Raw genomic sequence first — 14,913 nt, 5'->3', positions numbered from 1 at the left:
TATCTTGTTGATGGGTTTTGCGGGTGATCAGCAAAGAAGCTCAGCGATGCTGCTCGATCTCGATGACCTCAAGCGTCGCGGGATCGATCTTCGCCTCGAAGCGGCGGCCCTCTTTGTCTGTGCCATAGACTTCGTAACAGCCGTCCTCGATCTTGATGCGCTTCAGCCGCCAACCGCGATCTTCTGCCATGGCGCGCACCGCTTCGCGCGGTTGCCACTCGCTGATTGCAATGTCGCAATCATCACGTGCCTGAACGGATGTGGCGGCCATGAGGGCGAGGGCAACGCGTGGCAGGAGGCCGGTCTTCATCATCTATTCCTCGGTTTGTTGAGAGCATGAATCGTCGCGCAAGCTGACAGCCACCTTACAAACGGTGCGGTATTGCTTCAGGTTCCCGTAAGGCGAAGTCTCGATGATATAAGCTGGCGGGCGCACCAAGCGGTGATGCCGGGGGAGAATGATGCGGGTTCTGCTGATCGAAGACGACACGGCGCTGGGGGCTGCCATTCGCGACCAGATCGCAGCAGACGGCCATTCCGTCGATTGGGTGCTGCGGCTGGATCGGGCAGGGGATGCGCTAGGTGCTGCCGGCTACGATCTGGTGCTGCTTGATCTGATGCTGCCGGATGGCCTTGGCATTCCATTCCTGAAAAGCCTGCGCGGACGCGGCGATGTGACGCCGGTGATGATCCTGACGGCGCTCGATCAGGTCTCCGACCGGATTTCAGGGCTGAATGCCGGCGCAGACGATTACATGATAAAACCCTTCGATCTGGCCGAGCTTTCGGCCCGTATCGGCTCGGTTGCCCGTCGCTATACCGGCAATCCCAACCCGCTGGTCACGCTTGGCGGCCTCACCATCGATATGGCCGCACGCAGCGTCATGCTGAACGGCAAGGCTGTTATTCTGACGGCACGCGAATGGGTGCTGTTCGAGGCCTTCCTCCAGCGTCCCGGCCAGCTGCTTTCCAAGGCGCAGCTGGAAGAGAGGCTCTATTCCTTCGATACCGACATCGATAGCAATGCGATCGAGGTGCATGTCAGCCGCCTGCGCAAGAAGCTCGGCGCCGCTGTCATCGAGACGGAACGCGGGCTTGGCTATCGATTGGGGCGCGCATGATAAGCGGTTTTTCGCTCCAGACGCGCCTTGCGCTTGCGGTTGGGCTTTCGGTGACGCTGCTCTGGCTGGCGGCAGCAGCCGTCACCGCACATCGGCTTGGCGGCGAAATGGAAGAGGTTTTCGATGACGGGCTGAAGGCGACGGCGCAGCGCATCCTCCCCATTGCCCGGCATGACCTGCGGGAGGGCCACAGCCATCGCACCAAAACCGAGAACGGCGATGATGAAGAGGAGGGTGGTGAGGACGAAACACGCACCGGCCGCGATGCACGCTATGGCGAAGACGTAACCTTCCTCCTGCGCGATCGCGACGGCAAAGTTCTGCTGTCCTCAAAAGGCGCGGACGCTTCGATCTTTCCGCCCTTTGTCCGGCGCGGCTTTGTGCGAACGCAAACACACCAGCTCTACTACGGGGCAACCGCCGACGGTAAGCTGACGATTGCGGTGGCTGAACCGCTCAATCACCGCCGGAAATTGTCGCGCCAGATGCTGCTCGGTCTTTTGCTGCCGCTGATCGTCGTCATCCCGCTCAGCCTGCTGGCCATCGTTTTCGTGGTGCGCCGATCCTTGCGGCCTGTGCGGGGGCTGCGGGAAGAACTTGCCCGGCGCGGTGCCCAGGATCTTTCGCCTTTGCCCGAAAACAGCCTGCCGAGCGAGCTTTCACCGATTTCCGCCGGCATCAACCAGTTGCTGGACCGGTTGAAGGCTGCCTTCAACGCCGAGCGCGCCTTTGCCGCCAATGCCGCCCATGAGCTTCGCACGCCTGTCGCCGGCGCCATCGCCCAGGCGCAGCGCATTCGCTCCGAAACCACGGACGCGCTGACCGGCCAGCGGGCAACCGAAATCGAGACGACGCTGAAGCGGCTGATGCGCATGTCGGAAAAGCTGATGCAGCTCGCCCGCGCCGAAGGCGGACGCCTGCAAAGTGACGAGCCTTCCGATGTGCGGCCTGTACTCCAGATGATCGTCCAGGATTTCACCCGGGCCGGCGAAGGCAGGATCGTGCTCAGCCTGCCGCAGGATCCGGTTCTCTCCAAGCTCGATCCGGATGCCATTGGTATTCTGTTTCGCAATCTGATCGAAAATGCGCTGAAGCACGGCGCGCAGGATGGGCTTGTGGACGCGGTGCTCCAGCCGGATGGACTTCTGTGCATCGCCAATGACGGGCCGATCCTGCCAGCCGAGGCCATGGCCCGGCTGATGCTGAGGTTCGAGCGCGGCAGCACCAAGATCGGTGGCAGTGGCCTTGGCCTGTCGATCATCAAGACCATCGCCGAGCGCACCGGAATGACGGTGAATGTCACGTCGCCGAGACCGCTGAGCCATGAGGGCGTCGAAGTGCAGGTCAGACTGCCGCTTACCTGAACATCGGGACGTCATGAAAGGCCTAAGCCTCTGACTTAAATTGCGTTTTGAACCGTCTGTTGCTTTATAGACGTAGAAGATGCGCAACAGGAAAGGCCCTGTAGCTGGTTCCTAGAACACCCCTCTGTTGCTTTTGGAACATCCTGGTGCGAGCCATTGACGATGACCCAATGGCCAATGATCATCGTTGCATCACACGAGGATTCGACAGGATGGGTTCGGATCAGGGCAGCGCAATCGCAACCACGGCCACAGGGCCGCGCCCAAAGCTTCACAATTGGCTGATTGAGCAGCGGGAGTACGACCGTCAAGAGCAGAGGCGCGGGCGACGCCATGCGTATGAAGTTGTCGATCCACGTCGAACGGCTCTGGTTGTGATCGATATGGTGCCGTTTTTCGTCGGGGGAAGCGGCTACTGCAGAGGGATATTGCCCAACATCATTCGTCTTGCAGACGCTCTTCGCACCGCTGGAGGCGCGGTCGCTTGGGTGGTTCCCGGTTCCGATCAACCTCATCCAGACCTTACACGGGAATTCTTTGGCGAAGAAGTAGCAGAAGTATTTCGGACGTCAGGCGGGGCTGGTTCGATCTCGGAGAGAGTGTGGGCTGGCCTATCCCCGCAGACACAGGACCTGTATTTCGAGAAGTCCGCCTATAGCGCATTTTTCCCTGGCTCTTCGAACCTGCCTGCGGCCCTTCGAGCTAATGGAATCGACACGGTCGTCATCACCGGAACCTTGACGAACATCTGCTGTGAGTCTTCCGCACGCGATGCCTATGCCAGCGGCTTCCGGGTGATCTTCGTCGCCGACGGAACGGCTGCCAGGCGAGATCAGGACCACAACGCAACGCTCCACAGCATCTATCGGAGCTTTGGCGACGTGCGGCCGACAGACGAAGTTGTTAGCCTCTTGTCCGCCTAAACGATCCAGAGGGCGGTATTCCGCTGAAGGCTCGTTGGAGCTGCTGCGATTATCTCGTTGATGAGATCGATGCAGGGCTGCATTTCCTATATTGATGATCGGCATGGTGACTCGCCTTCCTCAGTGGACGCAACCATGCCATCGGTTCGCTTCAATGCAACACGGCAAACTGCAGCGTCGCCAGTTTTCCACAGTCGTGGAAAATGCGGTTTCGGCCTAAAATGCAACAGCAAGCAAACCGTTTATATGTTCCATAATATGTATTATCTCGTAAATTCACATTGAATTGTCACATTCCCCGCGTTTGATCTCCCCCGGTCCCGCTGCCAGTCAGGCGGTGCGATGCCCGAGCGTTTCGGACGCAAAGCGGCCTGCACCGGTCAGAAGCGCCACATACTCGCCCTTGCGCGCCTCGTCAAAGCGGAACAGCGGAAACGAAATCGACATGGCCGCAATCGGCCGGCCCAGATGGTTGAAGATCGGCGTTGCCATGCAGCGCACGCCAGCTTCGCTCTCCTCGACCTCCTCGGCAAAGCCCTGCGCCTGGATCTCATGCAATTGGGCAAAAAACACGTCCGGATCGGTGATCGTGCGCGGCGCAAGCTTTGGAAACTCCATCTTTGCCAGCCGTTCGCGGATCTCGTCTGGCGCCCGCCAGGCCAGCAGCGCCTTGCCGAGTGAGGTGCTGTGCAGCGGATTGCGCAGGCCAAGCGTCGATTTCATCGACAGGCTGAAGATGGAATCATATTTGTGGATGTAGACGACCTTCTGGTCGCGATCATCGAGAATGCCGAGATTGACGGATTCTCCCGTTGCCCGTGACAGGCGCCCCATGGCCTGATCGGCCACCCGCAGCAGATCCGCCTGCTCGTTCAGCGAACGGGCGCCAAGGCTGAACAGCTTGAGCGTCAGTCCATATTTTTCGGTCTCTGCATCCTGCTCCACATAACCAAGCTCCATCATTGTCTGCAGCAGGCGGTGCGCGGTGGTCTTGGAGGTCATGGCCCTTTGCGCAAGGTCGGCAAGGCTGACGCGCTTATCCTCGACCAATGCCTCCATGACCGCAAACACCTTGAGGACTGCTGCGACATTCTCCGTCTTGCCAGTCTCAGATTTGGCAGACTCGGATCTGGCAGTATCGGATTTGGCAATGTCTGATTTGAGCTGGCCGTCGGACATGGACGCGTTCTACATTTTTCGGAATGGCTTTCTGGAAGTGCACGAGCGCTGTTGTCAAGCAACCGACCGGATGCCCCCTCACCGCCTGTATGCAATCCAACATCCGTGAGCCTAGCGTAAATTTTGCCATTGAAAAGAGGTGTGGACTATGATTTCTTATTTTCCGGAATGATGTTCCGAAAATATTTCAACTGGGGAGGAGTTGACGTATGCATCCGCTGCTGAGGCAGAAACAGTATTTCATCCAGCGTGCGGATGTGTGCGAGCTGATTGATCGGCTGACGAACAACCTCGTCAACATTGAGGATGAGAGCGGCGAGTTTCTGCTGCGCCTGGACGATGGCCGGGTGATCGATACGAAGGGCTGGGCCGGCTGGGAATGGACGCATGGCATCGGGCTTTACGGCCTGTTCAAGTATTGGCAGCAGACGGGCAACCCGGCCGCCATGCAGATCATCACCACCTGGTTCGATGAGCGCCTGGCGGAAGGCACACCGACCAAGAATATCAACACTGTCGCGCCTTTCCTGACGCTCGCGCATCTCTATGAGATGAACCGCGATCCGCGCTTCCTGCCCTATCTGGAAACCTGGGCGGAATGGGTGATGCACGAAATGCCGCGTACCCGCGAAGGCGGCCTGCAGCACATCGTCTACAACAGCGTCAACGACCAGCAGATGTGGGACGATACGCTGATGATGAGCGTGCTGCCGCTCGCCAAGATCGGCCTTGTGCTCAATCGACCGGAATATGTCGAGGAGGCGAAATACCAGTTCATCGTGCATGCCCAGTATCTCATGGATACGCAGACCGGTCTCTGGTTCCACGGCTGGACCTTTGACGGCAACCACAATTTCGCCCGCGCCCGCTGGGCCCGCGGCAATAGCTGGCTGACCATTGCCATTCCCGAATTCATCGAGCTTCTCGATCTGCCCGAAGAGGATTTCCTGCGCCGGCATCTCGTGTCGCTGCTTGCCCGCCAGGCCGCCGCTCTCAAAGAGCACCAGCATGCATCGGGCCTCTGGCACACGCTGATCGATGATCCGAACAGCTATCTGGAAGCCTCGGCCACCGCCGGCTTTGCCTATGGCCTGATGAAGGGCGTGCGCAAACGCTATCTCGGCCCTGAATTTCGGGAAACGGCAGAGCGCGCCATGCGCGGCGTCGTGGAGAAGATTTCGCCAGAGGGCGAGCTGAAAGAGGTCTCCTTCGGCACCGCCATGGGCCATGACCTCGATTTCTACCGGCAGATCAAGCTCACCTCCATGCCCTATGGGCAGGCGATGGCCATGCTTTGCCTCACGGAATTGCTGCGCGCCTATATCTGAGCGCCCGGCAATCACGCATGCGGACGTCTTGGCCAGGAGGAGTGGCCGGATGGACGAGACGACAGACGACAATCAAAAGGGCGCCACGCGCCCACTCGATGGAGGAGGAACATCATGATGAAAATGACACGACGCGGGCTTATGAGCACTATGGGCGCAGGCCTTGCCGCATCGACGTTGGCCGGCGTTCCGGCACTGGCGCAGGCCCGCAGCATCCGGCATTACTGGTGGGGCAATCCGGAGCGCGACAAGCGCACCTTTGCCGTGATCGATACGTTCCAGAAGGCCAAGACCGATATCAAAGTGTCCGGCGAAACCATCGGCTGGGGTGATTACTGGACGAAGATGGCCACCCAGACGGCCGGCCGCAACATGGCCGATCTGGTGCAGATGGATTACCGCTTCCTGTTTGAATATGTGCGTCGCGGCGCCTTGAAGCCGCTCGACGAATATGTCGGCAAGTCCCTGATGATCGCCGATTTCGACAAGGGGCCGATCGATGGCGGCCGGGTGGATGGCAAGCTCTATGCGCTCAACATCGGCTCCAACAGCCAGGTCATCGTGCACAATACGCGGGTGTTCAAGGAAGCCGGCATCGATACCGACCTGATCAACTGGACCTGGGACGATTTCGCCAAATCCTGCGAAACCATCACGTCGAAGACCGGCGGCAAGGTGAAGGGCTCCGACGACCTTTCGCTGATGATCGAAGTGTTTGAATCCTGGGTGCGCCAGAACGGCCGCGAATTCTATGACAAGGACGGCAAGGTCGCCGCCACTGTCGAGGATGTGGCGAGCTACTGGCAGTTCTGGGCCGATCTTCGCAAGAAGGACGTGGTGCGCTCCAAGGACAAGACCGTCATCCTGGATATCCCGATCGTCGAATCCGGCGTCGCAGTTGGCGATACCGCCATGTCACATTACTGGTCGAACCAGCTGGTCGGCATCCAGGCGGCTGCCAAGGACAAGATCGGCGCTGCCATGGTGCCGCACAAGAAGGGTGGACAGCCCGGCCAGTTCATCAAGCCGTCAATGTTCATGTCGCTGTCGCGCGATGCCAAGGATGTCGATGCGGCGATTGCCTATATGAACGCCTGGGTGACCGATCCGGCAATCACCAAGATCCTCGGGCTGGAGCGCGGTATCCCGGCTTCCGCCAAGGTGCGCGAGCAACTGGCGCCCGGCCTCAACGAGGTCGAAAAAGTGTCGGTCGCCTATTTCAACGCGATTGCCAGCAAGGTCGGCCCCCTGCCCCTGCCAGCACCCAAGGGTGCCGGCGAAGTGCGTGATGCCTTCATGCGCATTGGCACAGATGTGGTGCTGGACCGCGCCAGCGCCAAGGATGCCGCGGCAACCTTTGTCGGGGATGCGCAAGCCATCGTCGAGCGGGCGCTCTGAGCCTTCAGTCAAACGGGTTCCGGGCCGCCCATGGCTGGTCCGGAACTCCTTATTCGTGCAATCTAAGGTCCTGCTGATGAGACGGTTTCTTGCCCGCAACGCGCCGGCCTATATTTTCCTGTCGCCGTGGCTGCTCGGGTTTTTCCTCCTGGCGCTGGGGCCGATCCTTGCCTCGCTCTACCTGTCGTTTACCCGCTATGACATGGTGAGCGCGCCACGCTGGGTGGGGTTTGACAATTACAGCTATATGTTCACCCGCGACCGGCGTTTCTGGAAGGCGTTGGAGGTGACATTTACCTATGTGGCGCTCGCCGTTCCGGCCCGCCTCATCATGGCGCTTGGCGTGGCCATGCTGCTCGACAAGGGTCTGCGCACCATCGGGCTTTACCGCGCCATCTTCTATCTGCCTTCGCTCTTGGGCGCATCGATCGCCATTGCCATTCTGTGGCGCCAGCTGTTTGAAGCCAATGGCGTGGTCAACCAGGTGCTGGCCTATTTCGGCATTCAGGGCATTTCCTGGATCACCAATCCGGATACCTCGCTCTATACGCTGGTGATCCTTGCCATGTGGCAGTTCGGCTCGCCGATGCTGATCTTTCTGGCCGGCCTGCGCGGCATTCCGCGGGATCTCTACGAGGCAGCCGAGATCGATGGCACGCCGCGCTGGCGCCAGTTCACCCGCATCACGCTGCCGCTTCTGGCACCGGTCATCTTCTTCAATCTCGTGCTGCAGACGATTGAATCCTTCAAGACCTTCTCCAGCGCCTTCATCATTTCGAACGGCACCGGCGCACCGGCAGACAGTCTCCTGTTCTACACGGTCTATCTGTTCAACGAGGCCTTCAAGTTCTTCCGCATGGGCTATGCCTCGGCGCTCGCCTGGGTTCTCCTGATCATCATTGCAGTGTTCACGGCCATTGCCTTCTTCACTTCCAAATACTGGGTGCATTATGAAAACGAGCGCGACTGATCTGGAGCTCGTCCTTCAGATGGACGAAGCCGCACGGGTCGCACACGAGATGCGGCTGAAGCGCGACAGGCGCGAACGCAACGGGCGGATCCTGAAGCATCTCTTCCTGATCACCGTATCCTGCGTGATGCTCTATCCGCTGTTCTGGCTGCTCGCCTCGTCGTTCAAGCCGGAAAACGAGATCTTTGGCAGCCTGACGCTGTGGCCCTCGCAGTTCCAGCTGGACAATTATACCAAGGGCTGGAATGCCCTGCCGATCTCCTTCACCACTTTCTACATCAACTCAGCCATCGTCACCGTCCTGTCGGTGATCGGCAATCTCATCTCCTGCTCCTTTGCAGCCTATGCCTTTGCACGGCTGCAATTTACCGGCCGCAGTTTCTTCTTCGCATTGATGATGATGACGCTGATGGTGCCCTATCACGTGGTGCTCATCCCGCAATATGTGCAGTTTCTGGCCCTTGGCTGGGTGGATACCTACCTGCCGCTGGTGGTGCCGCGCTTCCTGGCGTCGGACGCCTTCTTCATCTTCCTGATGGTGCAATTCTTTCGGCAATTGCCGCGCGAACTGGATGAGGCGGCGATGATCGATGGCTGTTCGCCCTTCAAGATCTACTGGTCGATCATCCTGCCGCTTTCCCTGCCGGCCATGGGCACGGCTGCCATCTTCTCGCTGATCTGGGTCTGGGAGGATTTCCTCGCCCCGCTCATCTATCTCAACGATATCAAAAGCTACACCGTGCCGCTGGCGCTGCGCCTCTTCCTCGACCAGGAGGGCCAGTCGGCCTATGGCCAGATGTTTGCGATGTCGGTGCTCTCCCTGGTCCCGGTCGTCATCTTCTTCGTCCTGTTCCAGAAACTGATCGTGCGTGGCATCGCCACATCCGGAATGAAGTAAGGAACAAGGTGTAATGGCTGGATTGACGCTACGAAACGTCGGCAAGCGCTATGGTGCCCTCTCGGTGATCCAGGGGTTGAACCTCGATATCCATGACGGCGAGTTTCTGGTCCTGGTCGGCCCGTCCGGCTGCGGGAAATCGACACTGTTGCGCATGATTGCCGGGCTCGAGGATATCAGCGAGGGCACGGTTGCCATCGGCACCAAGGTGGTGAACGACCTGCCCGCCTCCAAGCGGGAGCTTTCCATGGTGTTCCAGTCCTATGCGCTTTACCCGCATATGAGCGTGGCGAAGAACCTTGCCTTCGGCCTGCAGAATTTCAAGGTGCCGAAGGCCGAGGTGGAGCGGCGCGTGGCGGATGCCGCCCGCATCCTGCAGATCGAAAAGCTGATGGACCGCAAGCCGCGCCAGCTCTCGGGCGGCCAGAAGCAGCGCGTCGCCATCGGTCGCGCCATCGTGCGCGAGCCGCAGCTCTTCCTGTTTGACGAGCCGCTGTCTAACCTTGATGCGGAACTGCGCGTGCAGATGCGCGCCGAACTGGCCTCGCTTTATACAAGGCTTGGCACAACCATGATCTACGTGACGCATGACCAGGTGGAGGCCATGACGATGGCAACCCGCATCGTCGTGCTGCGCGCCGGCAAGATCGAACAGGTCGGAACACCGCAGGAGCTTTACACCCGCCCGCAGAACCTCTTCGTCGCGGGCTTCATCGGCTCACCGAAAATCAACATGTTCAAGGCGGACTGCGTTCACCAGAACGGGCAGAGCATGGCAAGCCTTCCGGGTCTTGCCCCCTTTGCCATTCCCGACTTGCCAACCTCTGACAAGACCTTGACCATTTGCGTGCGGCCTGCCGATGTGCACATCGGCTGGGGTGAAATTACCCTGCCGGGCACCATTCGCCTGGTGGAATATCTGGGCAGCGAAACCCTGCTGCACATCGCGCTTGCCTCCGGCCAGGTACTTCTTGTCAGCGACAACAGCCGGGCACATTTCCACATGGGAGAGGCGGTCAGCCTTGGCTTCAACCTTGCCGACCTCCATTATTTCGATAGTGCCGGCCTGCGGATCGAACCCAGCCAGACTAGCCTTATGAATGCCAGCCAGTACGAAAGACAGATCCAGTGAAGATTGCCATTGTAGGATGTGGCTCGCGGCACAAGATGTTCCGCGATTCCGTCATCGAGGACTATGCCGACAGCCATGATATCGTCGCACTCTGCGATACCAATGCCCACCGCCTCAGCCAGGCGGCGCAAGCGGCGTCCAAGCCGGGCACCAATGGCGTGGCTACCTATCTCGCACACGATTTCGACCGGCTGATTGCAGAGCAGAAGCCGGATACGGTGGTGGTGGCGACACCTGATTTCCTGCATGCCGATTATATCGTGCGCGCCTTCGAGGCCGGCTGCGATGTGATCTGCGAAAAGCCGCTGACCATCGATCTGTCGCGACTGAAGATGATTGTCGATGCGCAGGCGCGCACAGGCCGTCAGGTGAAGGTCACTTTCAACTACCGCTATTCACCGGCCCGCACGCAGATCAAGGAGCTGATCTCTTCGGGCGCGATCGGCACGGTGACGGCGGTGGATTTCCGCTGGCATCTCGACCGGGTGCATGGTGCCGATTATTTCCGCCGCTGGCACCGCCAGAAGGAAAATTCCGGCGGGCTCCTGGTTCACAAATCAACGCATCATTTCGATCTGTTGAACTGGTGGCTCGGCACTGTACCGACCGATGTTCTGGCATCGGGACGGCGCGCTTTCTATCGCCCGGAAATGGCCGTGGAACTCGGGCTCGAAGGACGCGGCAGCCGCTGCGCGCACTGTCCCGTCGCCCATAAATGCGACTTCGAGCTGAACATGGCAGAGGATCCTGCACTCAAAAGTCTCTATCTCGATGCCGAGACCGATGACGGCTATTTCCGCGATCTCTGCGTCTTCGACGAGGAAATCGGCATTGAGGACACGATGCAGGCGCATATCCGCTATGCCTCGGGCGTGACCGCCAATTACACGCTGACGGCCTATTCCCCCTGGGAGGGTCTGGAGATCAAGTTCCAGGGCACCAAGGGCGACATCACCCACCGCCACGTGGAAGTGCATGGCGTGTTTGGTGGCGAACGCGCCCATGCCGATGAGGATGCCGTGACGACGGAACTGCATCTGGCCGGCGAGCCGCCCCGCATGCTGGATGTGCCGAAGGCCAAGGGTCATCACGGCGGCGCAGACCCGGTCATGCTCGGCTATATCTTCGCACCGCAGAACATGGAGCCCGACCGCTACAACCGCGCGTCCGATCATATTGGCGGCGCCTGGTCGATCCTCACCGGCATTGCCGCCAATGCCTCCATCGAAAGCGGCTCACTCGTCAACATCCAGTCCATGCTGCGCGCGCGCGGCATCAAGCTCAGCTGAGTGAGGCACGAACCCCATGGCCTTTGAGCTTCGCATCGGCGTGATCGGCATCGATCACAACCATATCTACGGCATGGTGAACGGGCTTTTGTCGGCCGGCGCAAGCCTTGCCGGCTGGACAACCGGGGCAGACACGCCCGATGCGACGCGCAAGGTCTTCACCGACAGCTACCCGCAGGCGCCGGCGCGCTCCATCGAGGACCTGCTCGCAGACGAGACGATAAAGTTGATCGTCTCGTCTGCCGTCAATAGTGAGCGCGCCGGCATTGCGATCCAGGCCATGCGGCACGGCAAGCATGTGCTGGTCGATAAGCCGGGCTGCACGAAACTGGAGCAACTCGCAAACATCCGTCAGGCGGTGACCGAGACCGGTCGGCGCTGGACGGTGTGCTTTTCCGAACGGCTCTTGGTGGAAAGCGTCACGCTTGCCGACCGGCTGATTGCCGAAGGCCGCATCGGCCGCGTGGTGCAGACGGTGGGTCTTGGACCGCACCGGCACAATGCGCATCTGCGGCCCGACTGGTTCTGGGACCGGCAGAAATATGGCGGCATACTCACCGATATCTGCGCTCACCAGTTCGACCAGTTCCTGCATTTCACCGGCTCGACGCAAGCCCGCGTCATCAGCGCCCATATCGGCAATGTCGCAAATGCCGACCGTCCGTCGTTCCAGGATTTCGGCGAAGTGCTGCTGGAAGGCAATGGCGGGCGCGGCTATGCCCGCGTCGATTGGCTGACGCCCGATGGTCTGCCGACCTGGGGTGACGGGCGCATGACCATTCTGGGCACCGAGGGCTATATCGAGCTGCGCAAATATATCGATATCGCCGGGCGTCCCGGCAAGGATCACGTGTTTCTCGCCGACGCCAAGGGCGTGACACATCTGGAGGCGACCGGCGTTGGAACGCCGTTCTTTGCCAAGCTTATGGCCGACATCGAAACCGGCAGCGACACGGCGATGGCGCAGGCGCATGGCTTTCTGGCAACGGAACTGGCGCTGCGCGCCCAGCAGATGGCGGAGGGTGAGCGCGCATGAAGGTCACTCTCATCCGCGTTGCGGTGATTGGCGCTGGCATCGGCCGGGCGCATGTCATTGGCTATGCCGCCATGCCGGACAAGTTCGAGGTCGCCACCGTCTGCGACCTTAATCTTGATCGCGCCAAGGATGCCGCAGCGCTGGTCAAGACCGCAGAGGCCGTCACCGACATGCAGGCCGTCTTTGCTGACCCGACAATCGATATCATCGATATCTGCCTGCCGCCGAAACTGCATGCACCCGTGACACTGGCTGCCCTTCAGGCCGGCAAGCATGTCATCTGCGAAAAGCCACTTGCGGGCTCGCTTGCCGATGTGCGCTCCATCATGGAGGCAGCCGAGACCAGCGGAAAGCAGGTGTTTCCCGTTTTCCAGTATCGCTATGGCACCAGCTACCGGGCTTTGCATGAACTGAAGCTGCGCGGGCTTCTGGGGCGTCCGCATGTCGTCTCGCTGGAGACCCACTGGCAGCGCGGCGCCGACTATTATGCAGAACCCTGGCGCGGCACCTGGGCCGGAGAACTGGGCGGTGTTCTGGTGAGCCACGCCTGCCATCTGCACAATCTCGCCACCCATCTCGTGGGCAATGTCCGGCAGGTGGCGGCCTTCATCGATACGCGCGTTAACCCGATCGAGACAGAGGATTGCGCGGCGATCTCCATGCTGACCACCGAAGGGGCAATGATCACCTCATCCGTCACGCTCGGTTCCGCCGGCAATATTTCGCGTCTGCGCGCCTGTTTCGAACACCTGACGGTGACCTCCAGCAACGAGCCCTACCAGATCTGCTCGGTGCCCTGGACCTATCAGGCGAGTAACCCGGAGCGGCAGGCGGAGGTGGATGCGATCGTTCAGGCGGCGCCTGAAATCCCGCCCCGCTTTCCCGGCTTCTTTGCCGATATTCATCGGCATCTGACGGGCGAACAGGATCTCTACCTGCCCACATTGCAGGAAGCCTATCACTCGATCGAGCTGATCACCGCCTTTTATGCCTCGGCGCGCAATCGCCAGATCGTCACCCTGCCCTTGGCCCAAGATCATCCGCTGTTTGGCGGCTGGCAGGCCTGATGCAGAAACCGGCCCATTATCGAAATTAAATCTACAGTCTCGGGATCGCGTGCAACTTCCTTTCTTTAGCGATTGGTTTTGCACTGATAGCAGTGCGTATAGTGGTTTGGAGGAGACATGCCCGATGACGAAGCCCTGCGAAGTGGCGTGGTTTTCCGCGCTCTGCGATGACGATTATGAATTTCTCGGGCAACCTGATCCAAAGCTGCAATCGAGTTTCGAACATTGCCGCGATATCGTGCTGCAGGCCGAAAGTGGCGGCTTCGACAATATTCTCCTGCCATCTGGCTATGCGCTCGGCATTGACACGACAGCCTTTGCCTCGGCCATTGCGGTTTTGACGAAAAAGATCCGCCTGCTGATGGCAGTGCGCATGGGCGAAGCCTGGCCGGCGCAACTGGCACGCCAGATCGCCACCATCGACCGCATTGCCGGAGGCCGGCTTGCCGTCAACATCATTTCCAGCGAAATGCCGGGCGAGAGCCTCGAGAGCGCGCCCCGCTATGCCCGCACGATCGAGGTCATGGCGATCATGCGCGACCTTCTCAACGGCCAAGCCGTCGATCATGACGGCACATTCTACAAGCTGAAGGTGGAGCCGCCACGCATCACCACCCTATCTGGCCAGTGTCCGCTGTTTTATTTCGGCGGCCTGTCGGAAGATGCGCGGCAGGCGGCGGCCGAAGGGGCGGATGTCTACCTGATGTGGCCCGACCGGATGGAGGCCGTGCGCGAGATCATCAAGGATCTGACGGCGCGGGCGCAACAGCGTGGCCGCAGCCTGCGTTTCGGCTACCGCGTGCATGTCGTGGTGCGCGAAACGGAAGAGGAAGCCCGTGCGGCCGCCGACCGGCTATTGTCGAAGCTTGACGATGCGGCCGGTGCTGCCATTCGCGCCAAATCGCTCGATAGCCGGTCTGTCGGCGTGCGCCGTCAGGCAGAGCTTCGCGAACAGTCAGGCCGGGAAGGCTATGTCGAGGACAATCTGTGGACCGGCATCGGGCGCGCCCGATCCGGCTGCGGAGCTGCCATCGTCGGCGATCCGGACCAGGTGCTGGCCAAGCTCAATGCCTATCGCGCCGAGGGCATCGAGGCCTTCATTCTCTCCGGCTATCCGCATGCAGCCGAGGCCGATCTGTTTTCCCGCTATGTCCTGCCCAATCTCGACCACGGCAAACTCTGAAGGAGACGGGCGATTTCCTGCTGGA

14 protein-coding genes are annotated in these 14,913 nt (G+C 60.1%); 12 read left to right on the top strand and 2 right to left on the bottom strand.

Annotated elements, in window-relative coordinates:
• Nucleotides 1–40 precede the first annotated feature (40 nt).
• Nucleotides 41–310, bottom strand: coding sequence for a PepSY domain-containing protein (locus tag E8M77_RS11395; RefSeq protein ID WP_137130759.1), 270 nt, complete (start codon nt 308–310; stop codon nt 41–43).
• Between the two features lie 151 nt (nt 311–461).
• On the opposite strand from E8M77_RS11395, the gene E8M77_RS11390 reads away from it, so the two are divergent.
• The 3 genes from E8M77_RS11390 (at nt 462) to E8M77_RS11380 (ending at nt 3,408) form a co-directional block, all read left to right on the top strand.
• Complete coding sequence (locus E8M77_RS11390; protein WP_137130758.1) at nt 462–1,121, top strand: response regulator transcription factor; 660 nt, start codon at nt 462–464, stop codon at nt 1,119–1,121.
• Complete coding sequence (locus E8M77_RS11385) at nt 1,118–2,485, top strand: ATP-binding protein (RefSeq protein WP_137130757.1); 1,368 nt, start codon at nt 1,118–1,120, stop codon at nt 2,483–2,485. Before E8M77_RS11390 ends, E8M77_RS11385 begins: the two co-directional genes overlap by 4 nt.
• A gap of 170 nt (nt 2,486–2,655) precedes the next feature.
• Nucleotides 2,656–3,408: an isochorismatase family cysteine hydrolase gene (locus E8M77_RS11380; protein WP_246659227.1), complete on the top strand. Its 753-nt coding sequence runs from the start codon at nt 2,656–2,658 to the stop codon at nt 3,406–3,408.
• Between the two features lie 330 nt (nt 3,409–3,738).
• Here E8M77_RS11380 and kdgR read toward each other — a convergent pair whose 3' ends face one another.
• Nucleotides 3,739–4,587, bottom strand: coding sequence for a DNA-binding transcriptional regulator KdgR (kdgR, locus tag E8M77_RS11375; RefSeq protein ID WP_137130756.1), 849 nt, complete (start codon nt 4,585–4,587; stop codon nt 3,739–3,741).
• Between the two features lie 209 nt (nt 4,588–4,796).
• Here kdgR and E8M77_RS11370 point away from each other — a divergent pair, with 209 nt between their 5' ends.
• From E8M77_RS11370 to E8M77_RS11330, 9 genes are all read left to right on the top strand, one after another.
• On the top strand, nt 4,797–5,915 hold the full coding sequence (locus E8M77_RS11370; protein WP_137130755.1) for a glycoside hydrolase family 88 protein: 1,119 nt from the start codon (nt 4,797–4,799) through the stop codon (nt 5,913–5,915).
• A gap of 114 nt (nt 5,916–6,029) precedes the next feature.
• Complete coding sequence (locus E8M77_RS11365) at nt 6,030–7,313, top strand: extracellular solute-binding protein (protein ID WP_137130754.1); 1,284 nt, start codon at nt 6,030–6,032, stop codon at nt 7,311–7,313.
• A gap of 76 nt (nt 7,314–7,389) precedes the next feature.
• Nucleotides 7,390–8,283: a sugar ABC transporter permease gene (locus E8M77_RS11360; protein ID WP_137130753.1), complete on the top strand. Its 894-nt coding sequence runs from the start codon at nt 7,390–7,392 to the stop codon at nt 8,281–8,283.
• 127 nt (nt 8,284–8,410) lie between these two features.
• On the top strand, nt 8,411–9,181 hold the full coding sequence (locus tag E8M77_RS11355) for a carbohydrate ABC transporter permease (protein ID WP_246659245.1): 771 nt from the start codon (nt 8,411–8,413) through the stop codon (nt 9,179–9,181).
• A gap of 13 nt (nt 9,182–9,194) precedes the next feature.
• The gene (gene ugpC / locus E8M77_RS11350; protein ID WP_137130751.1) at nt 9,195–10,313 is read left to right on the top strand and encodes a sn-glycerol-3-phosphate ABC transporter ATP-binding protein UgpC; all 1,119 of its coding nucleotides are present in this window, start codon (nt 9,195–9,197) and stop codon (nt 10,311–10,313) included.
• 35 nt (nt 10,314–10,348) lie between these two features.
• Nucleotides 10,349–11,602: a Gfo/Idh/MocA family oxidoreductase gene (locus E8M77_RS11345; protein WP_246659226.1), complete on the top strand. Its 1,254-nt coding sequence runs from the start codon at nt 10,349–10,351 to the stop codon at nt 11,600–11,602.
• Nucleotides 11,603–11,618: 16 nt separating this feature from the next.
• Nucleotides 11,619–12,638: a Gfo/Idh/MocA family oxidoreductase gene (locus E8M77_RS11340; protein WP_137130749.1), complete on the top strand. Its 1,020-nt coding sequence runs from the start codon at nt 11,619–11,621 to the stop codon at nt 12,636–12,638.
• Entirely contained in the window at nt 12,635–13,705 is a 1,071-nt protein-coding gene (locus tag E8M77_RS11335; RefSeq protein WP_137130748.1) for a Gfo/Idh/MocA family oxidoreductase, read from the top strand. Before E8M77_RS11340 ends, E8M77_RS11335 begins: the two co-directional genes overlap by 4 nt.
• Nucleotides 13,706–13,829: 124 nt before the next feature.
• On the top strand, nt 13,830–14,888 hold the full coding sequence (locus E8M77_RS11330; RefSeq protein WP_137130747.1) for an LLM class flavin-dependent oxidoreductase: 1,059 nt from the start codon (nt 13,830–13,832) through the stop codon (nt 14,886–14,888).
• Nucleotides 14,889–14,913: the final 25 nt, after the last annotated feature.

This window comes from Rhizobium sp. FY34 (assembly GCF_005222845.1).
In the GTDB taxonomy this organism is placed as follows: domain Bacteria; phylum Pseudomonadota; class Alphaproteobacteria; order Rhizobiales; family Rhizobiaceae; genus Neorhizobium.
Note: the sequence above shows the minus strand (reverse complement) of the source record. Positions and strands in the feature narration are given on the sequence as shown.